Genomic DNA, 19807 nt, shown 5'->3' on the forward strand with positions numbered 1-19807 from the left:
AACTCGCTTGCACATGCATTTTATCTAGAATGCCGGGCCAGCTGTTAACGTTAGGTTAGCTCTTCACGACGGTGCGGCGGCTCAACAAAAGCTTCATATCCCGGCGCTTGCACCGGATGCTTGTTGTCCGTATAGGGCAGGTTCAGGGAGAGGGCGGCACGGTGGGATGACGCCAATGGTTCTGGAGGCTGACAGACTGTATTCGCCAAGCGAAGATGAGCCGTTCATGAACGAGCGGCAGCGGGAGTATTTCCGTAAAAAGCTTCTGGCGTGGAAGGAAGAGATCCTGGCGGAAAGCCGGGACACGCTGGAAGCCCTGCAACGCGAAAATCAAAACCATCCCGATCTCGCGGACCGGGCATCCTCGGAGACGGATCGCTCCATCGAATTGCGGGCGCGCGATCGGCAGCGCAAGTTGATTTCCAAGATCGATGCGGCCTTGCGCCGGATCGAGGACGGCAGCTACGGCTTCTGCGAGGAGACGGGTGAGCCAATCAGCTTGAAGCGGCTCGACGCCAGGCCGATCGCCACGCTGTCGGTGGAGGCGCAGGAGCGCCACGAAAGGCGCGAGCGCGTCTATCGCGACGACTGAGCAGCGCCGCGAATCGGGAATGGTCATCGAATAAAAAAAGCGCCGCCGGATTCCGGCGGCGCTTTGCTTTGTGACGTGCTCTAGCGTCGCTTGAGGTCGCCGGTGAGCTCGCCGAGAAGGCGGGCCATCTCGTCCTCCAGTTCCTCCTCTTCCTCGTCTGCCGGCTTGTGCTTGGGCGAGAAGGCGACGACGCTCTCCTCGACATCCAGGCTGGCAACCGCCTTGCGCGGCGACTCCCTATCCGCGGGGATATCGAGCTTCGCTGGCGATTCGGCGACCGAAGGTTCTTCCGGTTCGCGCAAGGATGCTGGCGCTTCGGGGGCAGCGATGTCGCCGTCGGCGGCCTCCTCCGCCTCGGCCGTGCCATCGCTCTGCGCATCGGCGCGGTGGGCGAGGGGGGCGGTCTTTTCTTCAGCCTCGGCCTTTTCTCGGGGCGCGGCGTCTTCTTCCGGCCGGGCTGGCATGTCCTCGTTGCCGGCCGCGGGCGTTGACAGCGCGCCCGGATCGGCGCCCGCCGAAGCGGCAACCGGCGTCTGCGGCTCGGAGGGCGTTTCGGCGGCCTCCTCCGGGGGCGGCTCGGTGACGGCAGGTTCCGGCAGTTTTTCCTCCGCCGGCGCCGGTTGCGCTGTCGCTTCCTCGCTGCTTTCCGGGGCCGCCTGCGGCGCCTCGGCCGATTGTGGCGCGGCTTGCGCGGTCTCGACCGTGGCGGGCCTTGAGGTCTCGCCGCGTTGATGCACGCCGATAGCGGCGCCGATCTCATCCTCCAGCGAGAGGTCGTCGAGGAGGCCGGAGGTGTCCTCCAGGGCGCTCTTGGAGACCTTGCGGGCGGAAAGGAAGTAACTCGTCGCCGGCTTGGCGGAGGTGACCGGAGCCGGCGCTTCGGCGTCGTGGCTCTCCGTGGCCGGCGATGCCGCGCTGGCGCGCTTGGCAGGAGCCGACATCTCGGCAGGATAATCGGGGCTTTCCGGCGCCTCGGCCGGCCCATCGGCCGGTGGGGCGGCGGCGGGCTTTGGCGCTGCGGAGGCTGCCGGCTCCTTGCCGCTCTCCTCGCGCCTGGCGCCGAAGAGGCCGGAGAGCACCTTGCCCATGGCGGGTGCGGCCGCAGCCGGGATGGAGGGGCTCGGCGAGACGGAGGCAGCCGCCGCGCCCTGCCTGTCGCTCGCACCGTTTTCGGCGGGCCTGGAAGGCTCGTCGAGCGCCCCGTCGGCGGCATAGGCGCTTTCGGCCGCGGCCCTGTCCGCCGGACGCTTTTCCTGGACCGGCGATGGTGCGGCCTGGCCGGAGGCGCGGTCTGTCATGTCCTTATCGCGCCGCGCCTTCGCCGTGGCCTCTTCGGCAGGCGGCGGTTCGGCCGTCTGCGCGCTGTCGCCACGGGCGCGCGGAGGCTCGCCGAAACGGGAGGGACGGGGCGCGGCAGCGGCGCCGGAGGCGGCGCTCGCAGCCGGCGCAGGGGTTGCGGCGGGCTTGCCGGCGGCCGGGGGGTGCGGCGTCGGGGCGCCGGGCGCGGGGGCCAAGGCCGTCGGCGACCGTCGCCCGCTCTCCGGCTGCGCCGCGCCGGCGCGGCGCTCCTCGCGCAGAGGATGCACGGAGGCTGCCGCCACCGCCTCGGCAAGGCGCGGCTCGGCGGCCCGGGCCGACTTTTGCGCATGGGTGGCGGCCGGCGCGAGCGTGGCTGCCGATGCGGGTGCGACGCGCCGGGGAGCCGCCTGGGCCTGGCCCGGTCGGCCGCGCACGATATGCGATTCGACCACGATGTCGGTCGGGCCGCCGATCAGAACGAGATGCTCGACCTGATCGCGGCGCAACAGAAGCAGTTGCCGCTTGGGGTCGACATCGTGCACTTCCATGACCTGCAGGCGACCGGCACGGGTGCCCGAAGCGCTGCGGACACGGCCCGGAGCGCGGCGCAGGGACCACATATACGCAACCCCCACCGCCAGGACGACAAGGAGCGTCAGGACGATGGCTAACGACAGGCCGCCTTCCGGAAGCCCGAGAAAACCGCGCATGGACGCCTCCTTTTATCACGCTACACTGAACCCATGCCGCTAAACGCCGAGAATAGCCGGAATACCTGGCTGTTTCAAACAAGGCTGCACCGATGCGGCACGCGGCCTGCGGCAGGTTTTCCGGAACTGTCCTTCTGGCCGCGGCTGCGACACCGAATCGGCTAATCTCAATTTTAATGGCCGTGACCAGCGAAGCGATGTCAGACGAAAACACGACACGCGCCGGGCAAGAGCAGGCCCGGCGCGACAGCATTGGCCGCATCGTGCTCCTCTCGTTCGGGCTCGTGGCCGCCGCCGGCTCCTATCTTTTCGTGCCGCCCGAATGGGCCGATTTGATCGTGCTCATCTGCCTTGGCGTGCTCTCGGCCGTCGGCGTCATGTGCCTCTTCCTGGCGGCGGGCGGCTTCATCCGCTTTGCCCGCGCCAAGGCCGCCGCCTCGCGGGCACCGGCCCTGTCGGAGGAGATTTTCGAGGCGATCGGCGATGGCGCCGTCATCTGCGACCGATCCGGCACGGCGCTGCGCGGCAACTCCGCCTATTTCCGTCTGGGTGGTGGCGAGCGCGAGCTCGTTTCGGTGGAGCGGCTGTTCGCGGAAAGCCCGGATGCCTCCGAAGCCATCTACCGACTTGCCGGGGCAGCCGAGAAAGGCCGGCGCGCCACGGAAGAGATCCGCATGTCGCGCGCTATCGGCGGGACGAGCGGGGCGGCGCGATGGTACCGCGTAAAGGTCAATCCGATCCCGGCCGACCCGCAACTCGTCCTCTGGCTGATCTCCGATATCACCCGCGATCGCGAGCACCAGGAGAACATCTTCCAGGAGCTGCAGAACGCAATTGACTATCTCGATCACGCGCCGGCCGGCTTCTTCTCCATGGAGCCGGACGGGCGCATCCGCTACATCAACGCCACGCTCGCCGAATGGCTCGGCATCGATTTGGCTGAGTTTGAGCCGGGCGGCTCGCAGATCGCCGAATACGTCACGGCCGACAGCCTCTCCCTCCTGGAAGCGGCGAGCGCGCGCGGCGAAACCGTGACGGAAGAGCTGGAGATCGACCTTTGCCGCGCCAACGGCACGCGCAAGCCGGCGCGGCTCCTGCACCGCGTGCCGGTTTCCGCCGACGGTCGTCTGGGCGCCTCGCGTACCCTCGTGCTGGAGGTGACGCCGGGCGAGGCCGGCGCCGGCCAAGCGGCGGAGCGTCGATTTATCCGCTTCTTCAACAACACGCCGATGGCGATCGCCTCCGTCGACCGCGAGGGCGTCATCAATCTCTCCAATGCGCGCTTCTTGAAGCTCTTCCGCCGCAGCGGCGATGGCGGCCGGCGCATCGAGCTTGCCAGCGTTGTCAAGGCCGAAGAGCGGGCGGCGCTGAAGAGCGCGCTCGGCGCCGCCATCGACGGCCAGGGCGACATCGCGCCGGTGGATGCTCATTTCGCCGAGGACGAGAGCCGCAGCGCCCGCTTCTTCGTCAGTCCGATCGTGGAAGGCGAGCCGGGAGAGGACGCGGCCATCGTCTATGCGCTGGAGACGACGGAGCAGCGGGCCCTGGAAGCCCAGTTCGCCCAAAGCCAAAAGATGCAAGCAGTCGGGCAGCTTGCCGGCGGCATCGCCCACGATTTCAACAACGTCCTGACCGCCATCATCGGCTTTTCCGATCTGCTTTTGTCGAACCACCGGCCTTCCGATCCGGCGTTCCAGGACATCATGAACATCAAGCAGAACGCCAACCGGGCCGCGGGGCTGGTGCGCCAACTGCTCGCCTTTTCCAGGCGCCAGACGCTGCAGCCGCGCGTCATCCGTCTGGACGAGGTCCTGTCCGACCTTTCGGTGCTGCTGGATCGTCTTCTCGGCGAGAAGGTGGAGCTGAAAACGGAACATGCGAGCGAGCTGTGGCCGGTGAAGGCGGACCTCAACCAGCTGGAACAGGTGGTCGTTAATCTCGCCGTCAATGCCCGCGACGCGATGCCGGAGGGCGGCAAACTGACCATCCGCACCGCCAATATCGACGAAGACGGCAGCGCCCGCTTCCGCCGCCGCGAGGGCTTCAAGGCGGGCGAATACGTCCTGATCGAGATCGCCGATACCGGTACCGGTATGTCGCCGGAGGTGATGGAGAAGGTGTTTGAGCCTTTCTTCACCACCAAGGATACCGGCAAGGGCACGGGGCTCGGCCTTTCCACCGTCTACGGCATCGTCAAGCAGACCGACGGCTTCATCTTCGTCGACAGCGTCCCGGGCAAGGGCTCCACCTTTTCCATCCTGTTTCCACGGCATGTGCCGGAGGCGCAGGAAGAGGCGGGCGAGGCCAAGCCGAAGGCGGAGCCGACGGACCTCACCGGCAGCGCCGGCATCCTTTTGGTGGAAGACGAGGAGGCGGTACGCGCCTTCGCGGCGCGGGCGCTGAAGGCGCGCGGCTACAAGGTGCACGAGGCGGCTTCCGGCAGGGAGGCGCTCGATATCATGGAGACGGAAGGGGCGGAGGTCGATCTCGTCGTCTCCGACGTGGTGATGCCGGAGATGGACGGGCCGACGCTCCTGAAAGAGCTGCGCAAAGCCAATCCGGCATTGAAGATCATCTTCGTTTCCGGCTATGCGGAGGACGCTTTCGCCCGCCACCTGCCCGAAAGCGAGGAATTCCACTTCCTGGCCAAGCCCTTCTCGCTGAAGGACCTGGCTACTGCGGTGAAGAAAGCGCTGGAGGCCTGACCGCTCACGGTGGGCTTGCCGCGGGAGTTCGCCGAAGACGCCGGGCCACTACGAGGAAGATCAGGCATGTCGTTTCCCGTCCGGCTTCTGGAAGGCTATAGCGCCTTCTGCCAAGGCCGCCTGCCGACGGAGCAGAGCCGCTATCGCGAGCTTGCCGAGGTAGGTCAGAAGCCTGAGATCATGGTCATCGGCTGCTGCGATTCGCGCGTTTCGCCAGAGGTCATCTTCGATGCCGGGCCGGGCGAGCTCTTCGTGGTGCGCAACGTCGCCAATCTGGTGCCGCCCTTCTCGCCCTCAGTCTCGCAGCACGGCGTCTCCGCGGCGATTGAGTTCGCCGTCCAGGCCCTCAGCGTCAGGCATATCGTCGTGCTCGGCCATGCCCGCTGCGGCGGCATCCGCGCCTTCGCCGAACAGGAGCGGCCGCTCTCGCCAGGCGACTTCATCGGCAAATGGATGTCGCTCATCGCCCCGGCGGCCGACCGCCTGGAAGGCCGCAGCGAGCTGCCGCGCGAGGAATATCTCGCCCGCCTGGAGCAGGCCTCCATCCTGCAGACGCTTCAAAACCTGCGCACCTTCCCCTTCGTGAGGACACGTGAGGAGGCGGGCGAGCTCTTCCTGCATGCGGCCTATTTCGATGTAGCCACCGGGCGGCTCGCCGTATGCGAGAAGGAAGAGGGCGCGTTCGCGCTTGCCTCGTGATCGGGGCCGACCCCAGCTAGAACAAAACGGAAAGATCTTTGTTGACGATGCGGAACAAAAAGAGTACGAAAAGTAAGAAGGAGCGGGTGGTCTTCCGCTCGACTTTGGAGGATAGTCCGATGGCGAATCCGCTGCGCGTCGTCGAAGGAGGCAAAGAATCCATGGATCGTTCCAAGGCATTGGACGCCGCCGTCAGTCAGATTGAGCGCGCCTTCGGCAAGGGCTCCATCATGCGCCTCGGCCAGGACGGGCAAGTGGTGGAAGTGGCCACGGTCCCGACCGGTTCGCTCGGCCTTGATATCGCGCTCGGCGTCGGAGGGCTTCCGCGCGGACGCATCGTGGAAATCTACGGGCCGGAATCCTCCGGCAAGACGACGCTCGCCCTGCACACCGTCGCGGAAGCGCAAAAGCGGGGCGGCATTTGTGGCTTCATCGACGCCGAGCACGCGCTCGATCCGGTCTATGCGCGCAAGCTCGGGGTCAATCTCGATGATCTGCTCATCTCCCAGCCCGATGCCGGCGAGCAGGCGCTGGAGATTGCCGACACGCTGGTGCGCTCCGGGGCGATCGACGTTCTCGTCATCGATTCGGTGGCGGCGCTGACGCCGCGCGCGGAGTTGGAAGGGGAGATGGGCGATTCCCTGCCGGGCATGCAGGCGCGGCTGATGAGCCAGGCGCTGAGGAAGCTGACCGCCTCCATCTCACGCTCCCATACCATGGTCATCTTCATCAACCAGATCCGCATGAAGATCGGCGTCATGTTCGGCAGCCCGGAGACGACGACCGGCGGTAACGCGCTGAAATTCTACGCTTCGGTGCGGCTCGATATCCGCCGCATCGGCGCCATCAAGGATCGCGACGAGGTGACGGGCAACCAGACCCGCGTCAAAGTGGTGAAGAACAAGCTGGCGCCTCCCTTCAAGGAGGTGGAATTCGACATCATGTATGGCGAAGGCATTTCCAAGACCGGCGAGCTTCTCGATCTCGGCGTCAAGGCGGGGATTGTGGAAAAATCCGGCGCCTGGTTCTCCTACGACAGCCAGCGGCTCGGCCAGGGGCGTGAGAACGCCAAATCCTTCCTGCGCGAAAACCCGGATGTCGCGGACGCCATCGAGCGGGCGATTCGCCAGAATGCCGGCCTCATCGCCAGCGAGCTGCTCGAGGGCGCGCCGGAGGCGGACGAGGAGACCAGCTTGCGCGCCTGAAGACACTCGCGGCAGGGCGCGGACCTTGCCGGCCACGAGGAAGGCGCGGATCTTGGCGGCCAGGAAGAAATAGCCGGGTGGAAAACCCTGAAGGGTTAGCTCTCTTCCTTGCCCGGGCTGAAGCGCTGGGTGGGGAGCCGGGGGCGGGCGGCGGCCTCGCCTAGACAGGTTCCGGCGGGCGGTCTAGATACCGCTCGCCTTTTTCCGTTTCGGTAGCACATTATGGTCAGCGTCAACGACATCCGGACCCATTTCCTGGAATATTTCGGCCGGCACGATCACGCCATCCTGCCCTCCGGACCGCTGGTGCCGCGCAACGATCCGACGCTGATGTTCACCAATGCCGGTATGGTCCCCTTCAAGGATTATTTCACCGGCAGAGCGAAGCCGACCTCGCCGCGCGCCGTCACCTCGCAAAAATGCGTGCGCGCCGGCGGCAAGCACAACGATCTCGACAATGTCGGCTACACCGCCAGGCATCATACCTTCTTTGAGATGCTCGGCAATTTTTCGTTCGGCGACTATTTCAAGGAGAGGGCGATCGAGCTTGCCTGGAAGCTGGTCACCAAGGAATTCGGCATCGATGCTTCCCGGCTCCTGGTCACCGTCTACGCGGAGGACGAGGAGGCCTTCTCGCTGTGGCGCAAGATCGCCGGCCTGCCGGAGGACAAGATCATCCGCATCGGCACCTCCGACAATTTCTGGCAGATGGGCGATACCGGCCCCTGCGGGCCGTGCTCGGAAATCTTCTACGATCACGGGGCGGCGATACCGGGCGGCCCGCCAGGCTCCTTCGACGAGGATGGCGACCGGTTCATCGAGATCTGGAACCTCGTCTTCATGCAATTCGAGCAGGTGGCCGGCGGCGAGCGTCAGCCGCTGCCACGTCCCTCCATCGATACCGGCATGGGGCTGGAACGGATCGCGGCGGTCCTGCAGGGCGTGCACGACAATTACGACATCGACCTCTTCCGGCATTTGATCGAGGCGGTGGAAACGGCGACGAAGGTCAAGGCGAACGAGGAGAACCGGGCAAGCCACCGGGTCATCGCCGACCATCTGCGCGCCACCAGCTTTCTCATCGCCGACGGGGTGCTACCCTCCAATGACGGGCGCGGCTACGTGTTGCGCCGCATCATGCGCCGCGCCATGCGCCACGCGCATCTTCTGGGCGCCGGCGAGCCTGTGATCTACAGCCTCGTGCCGAGCCTTATCCGCGAGATGGGCCAGGCCTATCCGGAGCTGGCGCGGGCGGAGGCTCTCATCACCGAGACGCTGCGGCTTGAGGAAAACCGCTTCCAGAAAACGCTTTCGCGCGGCCTGTCACTTCTTGAGGAGGCGACGTCACGCCTTACGAAGGGCGACATGCTCGACGGCGAGACGGCGTTTCGGCTCTACGACACCTATGGCTTTCCCCTCGATCTCACCCAGGACGCGTTGAAGAACCGCGGCATCGGCGTCGATCTTGCCGGCTTCACCGACGCCATGGATCGCCAACGCCAGGAAGCGCGCGCCAGCTGGGCCGGCTCCGGCGAGGCGGCGACGGAAGAGGTCTATCTGGCACTGAAGGAAGAGCACGGGGCGAGCGAATTCCTCGGCTATTCCACGGAAACCGCCGAAGCGGCGGTGCTTGCCCTGGTGCACGAGGGCAAGCCGGTGGAGAGGCTTGAGGCCGGCGAGAGCGGCGCGGTCATCGTCAACCAGACGCCGTTCTACGGCGAATCGGGCGGACAGGTCGGAGATACCGGTTTCATCCGCTCTGAGCGTGGCGACCTCTTCAGGGTGAACGACACGCAGAAGAAGGCCGACGGGCTCTTCGTGCATCTGGGCAAGATGGAGGAGGGCGAGCTTGCGGCATCGGAGGCGGTGCGCATGGAAGTCGACAGCGCCCGCCGCGCCACCGTGCGCGCGAACCATTCGGCGACGCATCTGTTGCACAAGGCGCTGCGCGACACGCTCGGCGAGCATGTGGCGCAGAAGGGCTCCCTGGTGGCCCCTGACCGGCTGCGCTTCGACTTCTCCCATCCCAAGCCGATGGGCGAGGCGGAGGTTCGCCGCGTGGAGGATGAAGCTAACGCCATCATCCTGCAGGACGCGCCGGTGACGACGCGGCTGATGGACCGCGACGCGGCCATAGCGGCCGGGGCCATGGCGCTTTTCGGCGAGAAATACGGCGACGAGGTGCGCGTCGTGACCATGGGCACAGTGCCCGGCGAGAGCGGCGAGGCGCGTGATTATTCGGTCGAGCTGTGCGGCGGAACGCATGTCGGCGCCACCGGCGAGATCGGGCTCGTCAAGGTGATCGGCGAGAGTGCCGTGGCGGCCGGTGTACGCCGCCTGGAAGCGCTGACGGGGGAGGCGGCGCGCCACTATCTCGCCGAACAGGACCGGCGGGTGAAGGATTTGGCGGCGCGCCTGAAAGTGAGGCCCGAGGAGCTGATGGCGCGCGTCGATGGGCTGGTGGAGGAGCGGCGCCGGCTGGAGCGCGAGCTCGCCGAGGCCAAGAAGCAGCTCGCCATGGGCGGCGGGGGCAAGGAGGGCGCCCAGCCGGTGCGCGAGATCGGCCCCTTCAAGGTGATGGCCCGCCTGGTGGAGGGCGTTGCTCTGAAAGAGCTGCGCGGCCTCGTGGATGAGGGCAAGCAGGCCGTCGGCTCCGGCATCGTCGCCATCGTCGGCGTCAACGAGGGCAAGGCGGGGCTGGCGGTCGGCGTGACGTCGGACCTTGTCGATAAGTTCAACGCCATCGATCTGGTGCGCCTCGGCTCGGAAGTGCTCGGCGGCAAGGGCGGCGGCGGCCGCCCGGACATGGCCCAGGCCGGCGGGCCGGACGGCAGCCGGGCCGAGGCGGCGCTAAAGGCCATCACCAGCCGCGTGGAAGAGCTCGCCGCCTGAATTTCCGGTTCTTTGGTCCAGCGCAACGAACAGGCGATGCGCCCAGGCTAGTCTCAACCATGTCCGAAGGCCTTGAAGGGCTCCGGCAGGTGGGAGAAAGCCGTGACAGTCTCGTCTTCCCTGGAGCGACCGAAGCTGCATCCGCAGATGACGGTGGACGAGATCATGCGCGCCTTTCCGGCGACGCTGACGGTGATGATCCGCCGACACATGCTTTGCATCGGCTGTCCGATCGGCGGCTTTCATACGCTCGCGGAGGCCTGTTCGGCGCATGGCCTCAACGAAGCGGAGGTGCTGGCCGATCTGGTGCAGGTGGTGGGCGCGCAGACGGCTATTTCTTCCGCCGCCCCTCGGCAATCAACAGGAGGCCGTGCGCGTCGGTGACGGTCACCTTCTGGCGGCCGCCGCGCACCAGCCCGGCATTCTCCCAACCGCTGAGAAGCCGGCTCACCGTATGCAAGGTCGTGCCGGTCATCTCGGCGATGTCCTGGCGGCTGATGGGAAAGTCGATCTCGATACCGCCTTCCACCTTGCGGCCGGACTGGCGCACCAGGCGCAGGAGTGCATGGGCGACGCGCTGCTCCACCTGCTCCGTCGACATCTCCATAACCCGGTTCTGGGTCTCCTGAAGGCGCTGGCCGAGCGTTCTGTAGGCATGCGCGCCGAAGCCGGGATAGCGCGAGGCGAGATCGGCCCAAAGGCCGGTCGGCCAGACCAGGGCGACGCAATCGACCGCGGCAATGGCACTCGCCGGATAGGTGTCGCGGCCGATGGCGGCGGCGATGCCGAAGAGTTCGCCGGCGTTGATGTAGCGGGCGATGACCTGCTGGCCCTCGGCCGTATTGCGCACCACCCGGATATGGCCGTCGAGCAGGAAGAAGAAGGAGGTCGCCTCCGCGCCTTGCTCGAAGATCGCTGTCTCCTTGGCAAAGCGCGCCGCATGGGCGCCGGCGAGTATGCGGTCGAGCTCTTGCGGCCGCATGCCCGCAAAGGCAGGCAGCCCTTCTATCAGCGATCGGTCAAGGCCCGGCACTGTCTCTCCCCCGGCGGGCGCGGCGTCAGCCGCCGGCATCCCCTCAGGGCCGATCATGGACAAGCCGGCCCCCCGCCTCAAGGGGCGCGCGGATGGGTCTGCGTGCCCTGCGTAAGGCGGGGCGCGAAGAGGATCGGACCGTAACACAGCGCGAAAAGGCCGAAAGCGGCGCTCCATATGGTGCCGGCGAGGACGAGGAGCGGTACGTAGAATTGCGGCAGGAGAGGCGCGGCAAGGCGCAGGAGCGCGCCAACGCCCGCGGCCCAATAGATCGCCCGCGTCGCCCGGTCGGCCTGGATGGCGCGGCCGGTGTGACCAAGGCTCGCCCTGGTCATGACGGCAAGCGTCATGGTGCCGACGGCGCCGGCGGAAAGCGCGTGCAGGGCGGTCGTCTCGGCGATGGCGCCGCCGCTCAGGATGGCGGCGCCAAGGAGGGCGAGCGAGAAGGCCAGCCAGAGATAGCCGAGATGCAGGATGAGAAGGATCGGCTCGCGCACGACGCTGAGCCCGCGCCAGCGCGAAAGGCGCAGGAAAAGAAGCGCCCCGGCAAGCGCGAGCGCCGCGCCGGTCGCCGGAAAGGCGGGCAGGACGACCCAGGCCAGAAGCGCCGGCGCGGTGACAAGAAGCGCCGCCATGTCGAGGCGGCCGAAAGGCGCTGGCAGGGGGACGCCGCGCTTGACCAGCCAGTTGCGGGTGAAGCTCGGCGTGATCCTACCGCCGATGAGGGTCATCAGCATGGCGGCGACGGCGAGCGCAAGCCGGGTTGCATAGCCATAGGGGACGAGGCCGGCCGCCTCGCCGTGGTGCATAAGGTTGGCGAGGGCGAAGATGCCGAGCATGGCGGCGATCGGCGCGTTCTTGACGTTGCGGCCGGCGATGACCTCGCGCGCAATGGCGACGGCGAGCGCCAGCGGGAAAGCAAGGTCCATGAGGACGGCCGCCAGCGGATCGGCGACGAAGCTTGCCGCGATCCGGCCGATGAACCAGAGAAGGATAAGCCCGGCGAGCGGCGCGCCACTCAAGGGCAGACGTCCGGTCCAGTTCGGTACCGCCGTGAGGATGAAGCCGGCGATGACGGCGGCGAGATAGCCGAAGAGCATCTCATGGGCGTGCCAGGCGGCGCCGGCAAAAGGCCCGGATGGCGCAAGCAAGCCGAGATAGACGAAAAGCCATGCCGGGACGGCGAGCGCCGCGGTCAGGGCGCCGAGAAGAAAGAAGGGGCGGAAGCCGTAGGAGAGGATGGCGGGCGCGGCGAGATGGCGCCCGCGTCCGTCGCGGCTCGTCTTGCCGGCCTTCAGCCAGCGGCGGGGCGCGGAACGGTCCAGCGTCGAGGTCTTCCCCGAGCGCGCGATTTCACGGGTGGGCTCGCTCATCTCAGCGCCCTGCATGGCGGTCTTCCTCCAATGGCGGGAAGACAATAACCGCATTGGCGCATGCGCCGTTTGCGCTTCAGCAAAGACGCGGGCTGCCCGCCCGCGCCGCGTCTTCTTTTTCGGTGGGAGCGATGCGCAAGGCCGCGCGGGAGCGCGGCCGCGCGAGCCTCAGCCCATCGCCTTCTGGAGATTGGCGTCGATTTTGTCGAGGAAGCCCGTGGTGGAGAGCCAGGGCTGATCGGGGCCGACGAGAAGGGCGAGGTCCTTGGTCATGGAGCCCGATTCGATGGTGGCGACGACCGTCTTCTCCAAGGTGTCGGCGAAGCGCTTCAGCTCCTCGTTGTCGTCGAGCTTGGCGCGGTGGGCGAGACCGCGACTCCAGGCGAAGATGGAGGCGGTGGAATTGGTGGAGGTCTCGCGGCCCTGCTGATGCAGGCGGTAGTGGCGCGTGACGGTGCCATGGGCGGCCTCCGCCTCGACGGTCCTGCCATCCGGCGTCATCAAGACGGAAGTCATCAGGCCGAGCGAACCGAAGCCCTGGGCGACGGTATCGGACTGCACGTCGCCGTCGTAGTTCTTGCAGGCCCACACGAAGCCGCCGGACCATTTCAGCGCCGCCGCCACCATGTCGTCGATGAGCCGGTGCTCGTAGGTGATCTGGTGGGCGTCGAACTCCTTCTTGAACTCCGCCTCGTAGACCTCCTGGAAAATGTCCTTGAAGCGCCCGTCATAGGCCTTGAGGATGGTGTTCTTGGTGGAGAGGTAGACGGAATAGCCGCGCATCAGGCCGTAATTGAGCGAGGCCCGGGCGAAGTCGCGGATGGAATCGTCGAGATTGTACATGCCCATGGCGACGCCGCCGCCGGGGAAATCGAAGACCTCGAATTCCTTGCTGTCGGAGCCGTCCTCCGCCTCCCAGCGAATGCTCAGCTTGCCGGCGCCGGGCACGACGAAATCGGTCGCGCGATACTGATCGCCATAGGCGTGGCGGCCGATGACGATGGGCTTGGTCCAGCCGGGAACGAGCCGCGGCACGTTGGAGCAGATGATCGGCTCGCGGAAGACGACGCCGCCGAGGATGTTGCGGATGGTGCCGTTGGGCGAGCGCCACATCTTCTTGAGGCCGAATTCCTGTACCCGCGCCTCGTCCGGGGTGATGGTGGCGCATTTGACGCCGACGCCGGTCTTCTTGATCGCTTCGGCGGCGTCGACCGTCACCTGGTCGCTGGTGGCGTCGCGATTCTCGATCGACAGGTCATAGTACTGAAGGTCGATGTCGAGATAAGGGTGGATGAGCTTGTCTTTGATGTAATGCCAGATGATTCGGGTCATCTCGTCGCCGTCGAGCTCGACGACCGGGTTTTCCACCTTGATCTTCGCCATGGACTATCCTGTCATTTTCTGTGCGTGTGCCGCGAGGACGCCTGGCGTCGATCCGCAGCTTGAATGCCCCGCAGGCCCTATAGCAAACGCCCTCCGCCGCGCAAACACGGCAGAGGGCGTGACTGGGCCGCACGGGTGCCGGTCGCGTGCGACCGGCCGCTTTGGAGCCGGCTCAGATGAGGCCGGCGAGCGACAGGATAATGACGATGATCGCTACAAGGCCGACAAGATAGACGATATTGCGCATTGGTCTTGGCTCCGATTCCTTAAGCTGGGTGAGGGATATACGATGGACAGCCGGGCGGGAGCGCGCCTCAGGCGAGACCGAGCAGCGACAGGACTGCAACAACGATGACGATAAGACCGACGATGTAAATGATGGTCCGCATAATGTCCTCTCTGTTCCTGCGCCCGCCGGCGCTTCGCCCTGACAATCCGCGCTCGCCCACAAGGTTCCGCAGTTTTCCGCGGTTTTGTGCGCTTTTCACGCCTGCGGGACGGCGCGTATGAACCTCAATGAGACGCCGCAAACAGCCACGGGCGGACCGGCGATCGTCCTGGTGGAGCCGCAGCTTGGGGAAAATATCGGCATGGTCGCCAGGGCCATGGCCAATTTCGGCCTCGCCGATCTCAGGCTGGTCGCCCCGCGCGACGGATGGCCGAACGAGAAGGCCCGCGCGGCCGCCTCCAGCGCCGATCATGTCATCGACGCGGCGCGGGTCTATGCCTGTCTCGCCGAGGCGGTGGCCGACCTCAACGTCGTGCTGGCGACCACGGCGCGCTCGCGCGAGGTTCCCAAGCGCGTTCTGGGGCCGCGCGAGGCGGCGACGGAGATCCGCCGGCGCGAAAGCGAGGGGCAGGCGGCCGGCATTCTCTTCGGGCGCGAGCGGTGGGGACTGACGAACGAGGAAATCGGCTATGCCGATGCCATCGTCACCTTCCCGGTTAATCCGCGCTTCGCCTCGCTCAACATCGCCCAATCGGCGCTGCTGATGAGCTACGAATGGTTGCAGGCAGGCCTTGCCGAAGGCGAGCTGCCGACGCGCTTTGCCATCCCTGCCACCGATACGACGCCGGCGCCCAAGGCCGAGCTGGTCGGGCTGATGGAGCATCTGGAGACGGCGCTGGAGCCGACGGGCTATTTCCGCACGCCGGAAAAGAAGCCGGTGCTTATCCGCAATTTGCGCGCCATCCTACAGCGGCCGGGATTTACGACCATGGAAGTGCGCGCGCTGCGCGGCGTGATCGCCGCTTTTCAGGGACGCAAGGCGCGTGCGGAGCATCACGAGGAAAGCTGAGGCGGGGTCGGTCCTCGTCTTCGATTCCGGCATTGGCGGGCTTTCGGTGGTGCGCGCCATCCGCGCCGAGCTGCCGCGCGCGGAGCTTGTCTACGTCGCCGACGACGCGGCGTTCCCTTACGGCGACTGGGAGGAGACGGCGCTGACGGCGCACATCGTGGAGCTGATGGGAGATCTCATCGCCGAGCACCGGCCGGCAGCGGCGGTGATTGCCTGCAACACGGCCTCGACATTGGTTCTGCCTGCGCTGAGGGCGCGCCACGCCATACCCTTCGTCGGCACCGTTCCGGCGATCAAACCGGCGGCGGAGGCGACGCAGAGCGGCATCGTCGCGGTGCTCGCGACCCCCGGCACGATGGCCCGTGACTATACCCGAGACCTCATTCGCCGCTTCGCAAGTCTCGTGCATGTCCGTCTCGTCGGTGCGCCGGATCTTGCCCGCCTCGCCGAGGCGCATTTGCGGGGGGAGGCGGTGGAACGGGCAATCATCGCCGAGCAGATCGCCCCCTGCTTTGTGGAGTTGGAGGGAAGGCGCACCGATATCGTCGTGCTCGCCTGCACGCATTACCCCTTCCTCGCCGGTCTCTTCGCCGAGCTGGCGCCCTGGCCGGTCACATATCTCAATCCGGCGCCGGCCATCGCCCGTCGGTTGGGAGAGGTGCTTCAGGCCGGGCCGGTCAAGGAAGGCGAGGGCAGGGCGCTTTTCACCAGCGGCAGAGCGCCGCCGGCGCAGCTTCGCGCCGCTCTTGCGGCGCAGGGGCTGAAAGCGGATGCCGCGACCGCAGACGGCGCGCCCTGAGGAAGCACGCGCCGATTTGACAGGCGCGGCGAAAGACCATAGATGAGCCGCGGCCGAGCGCTTCAGGCGCGCCGGCCCGCACCCGTGGGGTTTTCCGCATCCTGATCGTTTCGGGCCGGAGCATTCGGCGAGCGCTTCGCCGGACCCCTGTCGGTCTTCCGTGAGGAAGGCAGAGGAGGGCGCGTTTCGAGAACACGAAACGGTAAGGAAGACAGCGTCATGAGCAAGCGCAACAGCGCCAAGTACAAACTCGATCGCCGCATGGGCGAGAATGTCTGGGGCCGGCCGAAGAGCCCCGTCAACAAGCGCGAATACGGGCCCGGCCAGCACGGCCAGCGCCGCAAGGGCAAGCTCTCCGATTTCGGCGTGCAGCTCAGGGCCAAGCAGAAGCTGAAGGGCTATTACGGCGATATCCGCGAGAAGCAGTTCCGCAAGATCTACGACGAGGCGGCGCGCCTGAAAGGCGACACCTCGGAGAATCTCATCGGCCTCCTGGAGCGGCGGCTCGACGCGATCGTCTACCGCGCCAAGTTCGTGCCGACCGTCTTCGCCTCCCGCCAGTTCATCAATCACGGCCATGTTCGCGTCAACGGCCGCAAGGTCAACATTCCGAGCTATCGCTGCAAGCCGGGCGACGTCATCGAAGTGCGCGAGCGCTCCAAGCAGCTCGCCATCGTGCTGGAGGCGAGCGACCTCGCCGAGCGCGACGTGCCGGATTATGTCGACGTCGACCACAACAAGATGATCGCGACCTTCACCCGCGTGCCGGCCTTCTCCGAAGTGCCCTATCCGGTGATGATGGAGCCGAACCTCGTCGTGGAGTTCTATTCACGCTAAACGGCGTGATAGCGAGGCATCTTTTTCGGGGCCGCCTGCGGGCGGCCCTTTTCGTTTCCGCCGCCACGGGTCGGCCTTGAGGCCGCCATGGCTCTCAGGCATTGCTTGGCCATGGAAGATTTCACGACGAGTTTCCCAAACGAGGCGGAGGCGGCCGAGACCGACGGCGGTAGGGATGGCGTTCACCCGCTTTTCCGCCACGCGCCCGCGAGCGTTTCTTTCAAGAAGCTGCGCAAGCGGCTTCTGCGTGAGACGCGCGAGACGCTGGCTGCCTACGATATGGTGGAGAAGGGCAGCCGCTGGCTCGTCTGTCTCTCTGGCGGCAAGGATTCCTATGCGCTGCTTACCGTCCTTCTCGACCTTCAATGGCGCGGGCTGCTGCCGGTGGAGCTCCTAGCCTGCAATCTCGACCAGGCGCAGCCGGGCTTTCCGCGAGAAGTGCTGCCGACCTTCCTGTCCGAGCACGGCATCGCCTACCGGATCGAGCGGCGTGACACCTATTCGCTGGTGATGGAGAAGACGCAGCCCGGCGACACGCTCTGCGCCCTGTGCTCGCGCCTCAGGCGCGGGCATCTTTACCGCGTCGCCCGCGAGGAGGGCTGCTCGGCGGTGGTGCTCGGCCATCACCGCGAGGATGCGCTGGAGACCTTCGTCATGAACATGCTCTTCGGCGGGCGGCTTTCGGCGATGCCGCCGAAGCTGAGGAACGATGCGGGCGATCTTCATGTTCTGCGCCCGCTCATCCGCTCGGCCGAGGCGGATCTCGCCAAGCTTTCGGAGGGGCTCGGCTTTCCCATCATCCCCTGCAATCTCTGCGGCTCGCAGGAGGGGCTGGAGCGGGCGCGGGCGAAGGCGCTCTTGGCCACCTGGGAGCGGGAGCGCCCCGGCACCAAGGCGAATATGCTACGGGCGCTTTCGCATGTGCGCCCCTCGCATCTGCACGACGGCCGGCTTTACGATTTCAGCGGTGCGTGACGGGCCCTGAAGAGGGTGCCGCCCTCGGCGATGAAGATCGCGCCGATGGCCAGGAGGGAAAGGACTGTGAGGCCGGAGGCGAAGGGCGTCACCGTGCCATTGTAGAGATAGCCGACGATGGCGCCGAAGAAGCCGCCGCCGAAGGTCTGCATGAAACCGAGTACGGAAGAGGCGGTGCCGGCGACATGACCGAGCGGCTCCATGGCGAGGGCGTTGAAATTGGTGCCGACGAAGCCGAAGAGGCAGAAGATGAGGCTGATGAGGACGAAGAACGGCCAGAAGCCGAGGAGCCCCGGCGTCAAGACGGAGGCCAGCGTCATCAGGAAGGCCAGCGCGCAATAGCCGATCAAGGCGGCGTGGGAGAGAAAGCGCATGCCGAAGCGGCCGACAAGGCGGGAGTTGGTGAAGGAGGCGGCTGCGATCGGGATGGCGCTGGCGCCGAAGGCGACGGGAAACCAGGCTCCGAGATCGAAAATCTCCACGTAGATCTGCTGCGAGGAGTTGAGGAAGGAGAAAAGGCCGCCGAAAATGAGCGCGGTCGCCAGCGTATATCCGAGAGCCTGGCGGTTGGTCAGCACGATGGCGAAGGCCTCCGCCACCTTGCCGGCGCTGAGCGGGCGGCGATACTCATCGGCGAGGGTCTCCGGCAGGCGGATTGCCGACCACAGGATCATGCCCAGCCCGTAAAGCCCCATCACGACGAAAATCCAGTGCCAGCTGGCGGCGAACAGAACCAGCTGACCAAGGCTTGGCGCGACGATGGGCACGGCCATGAACACCATCATCACCAGCGACATGACGCTGGCCATGCGCCTGCCGCCGAAGACGTCGCGCACCACGGAGATGGCGACGACGCGGGTCGCGGCGGCGCCGATGCCCTGGATGAGGCGGCAGGCGAGCAGCATGGAGAAACCGGTGGCAAGGCCGGCCGCCAGGGCGCCGAGGCCGTAGATAACAAGGCCGACGAGGAGCACCGGCTTGCGACCGAAACGGTCCGAAAGCGGGCCCCAGGCGAGCTGCGCGGCGCCGAAGCCGATGACATAGGCGGTGACGACGAACTGGCGGCTGTTCTCGTCGGCAAGGGCGAACTCGCCGCTGATGTTGTCGAGCGCCGGCAGGATGACGTCGATCGCCAGCGCGTTCAGCGCCATCAGCGTGGCGACAAGGGCGACGAACTCGACATAGGGGATCGGCGAGGCGGGCTCGGCATCCGCCCGCTCAAGGGAGGAAGAGGACATGAAGGGGCGGACTCCTCGGGGCGGGAATCCCGCACCGATCCTTCCGGCACCCGGCCGGATTTAACGCTGAAAGGGGTTTTCGCAGCCGGCCGAAGCCGGCGTCATCAGGTAAGCGGGCGAGGATGCGCCCGCCAAGGCGGCCGCCTCAGGCGGCCTTGGCGACACCCTTTTCCTCCAGCATCTGCTGCAGTTCGCCGGCCTGGAACATCTCGCGCACGATATCGGCGCCGCCGACGAACTCACCCTTGACATAGAGCTGAGGGATGGTCGGCCAGTTGGTGTATTCCTTGATGCCCTGGCGCAGCTCGTCGGAATCCAGCACGTTGATGCCCTGATAGGCAATGCCGAGATAGTCGAGGATCTGCACCGTCTGGCCGGAGAAGCCGCATTGCGGAAAGGTCGGCGTGCCCTTCATGAAGAGCACTACGTCGTTGCCTTTCACCTGGCCGTCGATCCACTCGCTGATGGCTGACATGTCTTCGTCCTCTGCTTCCATGCGCGCGCGCATGGCGTTCAAATCACTCGGGGATGGAGGTCTGCAAAGCAAGTGCGTGCAGCTTGCCGCCCATGTCGCCCTTCAGCGCCTCATAGACCATCTGATGCTGCTGGACGCGCGACTTGCCCCTGAAGCTCTCGGAGACGACCTCGGCGGCGAAATGGTCTCCGTCGCCAGCGAGATCGCGGATCGTGACCTTCGCATCGGGAAAGGCCTCGCGTATCAGCCGCTCAATCTCGCCTGCCTGCATCGGCATCCATCACCTCCTTGGCC

17 protein-coding genes are annotated in these 19807 nt (G+C 66.3%); 10 read left to right on the plus strand and 7 right to left on the minus strand.

What is annotated here, in order from left to right:
- The first annotated feature begins 175 nt into the window (after positions 1-175).
- Positions 176-592 (plus strand): RNA polymerase-binding protein DksA, encoded by a 417-nt coding sequence (gene dksA, locus Q331_RS0104175; protein WP_034490959.1) that lies wholly within the window; start codon positions 176-178, stop codon positions 590-592.
- Between the two features lie 80 nt (positions 593-672).
- Here dksA and Q331_RS0104180 read toward each other — a convergent pair whose 3' ends face one another.
- Complete coding sequence (locus Q331_RS0104180; RefSeq protein WP_026379642.1) at positions 673-2601, minus strand: flagellar biosynthetic protein FliO; 1929 nt, start codon at positions 2599-2601, stop codon at positions 673-675.
- 197 nt (positions 2602-2798) lie between these two features.
- Between Q331_RS0104180 and cckA the strand changes: the two genes are divergently transcribed.
- The 5 genes from cckA to Q331_RS0104205 all read left to right on the plus strand — a co-directional run bounded on the left by cckA (position 2799) and on the right by Q331_RS0104205 (position 10486).
- Entirely contained in the window at positions 2799-5306 is a 2508-nt protein-coding gene (gene cckA / locus Q331_RS0104185; protein WP_026379643.1) for a cell cycle histidine kinase CckA, read from the plus strand.
- A gap of 66 nt (positions 5307-5372) precedes the next feature.
- Positions 5373-6005 (plus strand): carbonic anhydrase, encoded by a 633-nt coding sequence (locus Q331_RS0104190; RefSeq protein ID WP_026379644.1) that lies wholly within the window; start codon positions 5373-5375, stop codon positions 6003-6005.
- Positions 6006-6166: 161 nt separating this feature from the next.
- Complete coding sequence (gene recA / locus Q331_RS0104195) at positions 6167-7210, plus strand: recombinase RecA (RefSeq protein ID WP_407637760.1); 1044 nt, start codon at positions 6167-6169, stop codon at positions 7208-7210.
- A gap of 222 nt (positions 7211-7432) precedes the next feature.
- Entirely contained in the window at positions 7433-10102 is a 2670-nt protein-coding gene (gene alaS, locus Q331_RS0104200; RefSeq protein ID WP_026379646.1) for an alanine--tRNA ligase, read from the plus strand.
- A 102-nt stretch (positions 10103-10204) separates the two neighbouring features.
- Complete coding sequence (locus Q331_RS0104205; protein WP_245615504.1) at positions 10205-10486, plus strand: DUF1858 domain-containing protein; 282 nt, start codon at positions 10205-10207, stop codon at positions 10484-10486.
- Here the strand turns inward: Q331_RS0104205 and Q331_RS0104210 are convergent.
- The 3 genes from Q331_RS0104210 to Q331_RS0104220 all read right to left on the minus strand — a co-directional run bounded on the left by Q331_RS0104210 (position 10434) and on the right by Q331_RS0104220 (position 13891).
- Entirely contained in the window at positions 10434-11135 is a 702-nt protein-coding gene (locus Q331_RS0104210; RefSeq protein WP_026379648.1) for a Crp/Fnr family transcriptional regulator, read from the minus strand. The two genes, Q331_RS0104205 and Q331_RS0104210, sit on opposite strands and share 53 nt — an antisense overlap.
- 77 nt (positions 11136-11212) lie before the next feature.
- Positions 11213-12508, minus strand: a complete 1296-nt coding sequence (locus Q331_RS0104215; RefSeq protein ID WP_084174758.1) for an NnrS family protein — start codon at positions 12506-12508, stop codon at positions 11213-11215.
- Positions 12509-12676: 168 nt separating this feature from the next.
- Positions 12677-13891, minus strand: coding sequence for an NADP-dependent isocitrate dehydrogenase (locus tag Q331_RS0104220; RefSeq protein WP_026379650.1), 1215 nt, complete (start codon positions 13889-13891; stop codon positions 12677-12679).
- A gap of 506 nt (positions 13892-14397) precedes the next feature.
- Between Q331_RS0104220 and Q331_RS19905 the strand changes: the two genes are divergently transcribed.
- From Q331_RS19905 to ttcA, 4 genes are all read left to right on the plus strand, one after another.
- A complete protein-coding gene (locus Q331_RS19905; RefSeq protein WP_034490964.1) occupies positions 14398-15189 on the plus strand; it encodes an RNA methyltransferase in 792 nt (263 codons plus the stop codon).
- Entirely contained in the window at positions 15173-15988 is an 816-nt protein-coding gene (gene murI, locus Q331_RS19910) for a glutamate racemase (RefSeq protein WP_034491043.1), read from the plus strand. Before Q331_RS19905 ends, murI begins: the two co-directional genes overlap by 17 nt.
- Before the next feature lie 219 nt (positions 15989-16207).
- On the plus strand, positions 16208-16825 hold the full coding sequence (gene rpsD, locus Q331_RS0104235) for a 30S ribosomal protein S4 (RefSeq protein WP_026379651.1): 618 nt from the start codon (positions 16208-16210) through the stop codon (positions 16823-16825).
- Positions 16826-16936: 111 nt separating this feature from the next.
- Positions 16937-17800 carry a tRNA 2-thiocytidine(32) synthetase TtcA gene (gene ttcA, locus Q331_RS19915; protein WP_051630528.1) on the plus strand — a complete coding sequence of 288 codons (864 nt, stop codon included), beginning with the start codon at positions 16937-16939 and terminating at the stop codon, positions 17798-17800.
- Here ttcA and Q331_RS0104245 read toward each other — a convergent pair.
- The 3 genes from Q331_RS0104245 to Q331_RS0104255 all read right to left on the minus strand — a co-directional run bounded on the left by Q331_RS0104245 (position 17779) and on the right by Q331_RS0104255 (position 19790).
- Positions 17779-19038 carry a multidrug effflux MFS transporter gene (locus Q331_RS0104245; RefSeq protein ID WP_051630530.1) on the minus strand — a complete coding sequence of 420 codons (1260 nt, stop codon included), beginning with the start codon at positions 19036-19038 and terminating at the stop codon, positions 17779-17781. The two genes, ttcA and Q331_RS0104245, sit on opposite strands and share 22 nt — an antisense overlap.
- Before the next feature lie 145 nt (positions 19039-19183).
- Entirely contained in the window at positions 19184-19513 is a 330-nt protein-coding gene (grxD, locus tag Q331_RS0104250) for a Grx4 family monothiol glutaredoxin (RefSeq protein WP_026379653.1), read from the minus strand.
- A gap of 43 nt (positions 19514-19556) precedes the next feature.
- Positions 19557-19790, minus strand: coding sequence for a BolA family protein (locus tag Q331_RS0104255; RefSeq protein ID WP_026379654.1), 234 nt, complete (start codon positions 19788-19790; stop codon positions 19557-19559).
- Positions 19791-19807: the final 17 nt, after the last annotated feature.

The organism is Afifella pfennigii DSM 17143 (genome assembly GCF_000688515.1).
Lineage (GTDB): Bacteria > Pseudomonadota > Alphaproteobacteria > Rhizobiales > Afifellaceae > Afifella > Afifella pfennigii.